Raw genomic sequence first — 714 nt, 5'->3', positions numbered from 1 at the left:
GCTGCGTTATGATCACGCACATGGAATACCCCACAGTTAGGACACGTCCACTTACGGTCAGCCAACGTCAACTTATTCTTTCCGGCCATGACGTATCCACAATCGCTACATGTTTGTGTCGTATTTCGAGGATCGATTGTCAAAAATTTTCGGCCGTACAGATCAGCCTTGTAGGCCAACATACCCAGTAAAGTTCGCCACCCGACATCCGAGATACTCATTGCCAAGGCATGATTCCGCAACATATTTTTACTCCGCAGTTCTTCAGCTACGACTAAATCGTGGTTTTTGATTAAGGCCGTAGAGACGTGGTGTAAAAAGTTCTTACGTTGATTGGCGACTTTAAGTTGTAATTTAGCCACTAGTAACCGTTGTTTTTGATAATTCTTTGATTCAGATAACCTTCGTTGGCTCTTTTTAGCTCGTCTGGCCCGCCGCGACAGCTTTCGTTGGGCTTTAGCTAGTTTTCCTCTAATCGTCCGGTAGTAATGGGGGTTATCAATCACCTGACCATTTGAGTCCGTCAAAAAGTTCTCGAGGTTCAGATCAATCCCGACTTTAGATTTAATGACTGATTGTTCAGAAACGAAAGGGTGTTCTGAACCTATCTGCATGGACACGAAATAATGTCCTACAGCGTCCATTGAGACTGTCGTGGTGCCAATTCTAATATCATCGGCTTGTTCCAAAATCTTCGATGGCAACCCCTTGAAA

The 714-nt window shown here is 44.4% G+C and carries 1 protein-coding gene; it reads right to left on the bottom strand.

Features of this window, described 5'->3' with window-relative positions; all coding sequences use genetic code 11:
• On the bottom strand, nucleotides 1-714 hold a 714-nt coding region (locus tag FC99_RS14230), incomplete at both ends, for an RNA-guided endonuclease InsQ/TnpB family protein (protein ID WP_235805906.1).

This window comes from Levilactobacillus koreensis JCM 16448 (assembly GCF_001435525.1).
Classification (GTDB): Bacteria; Bacillota; Bacilli; order Lactobacillales; family Lactobacillaceae; genus Levilactobacillus; species Levilactobacillus koreensis.
This window is presented reverse-complemented; position numbering and strand designations above follow the sequence as displayed.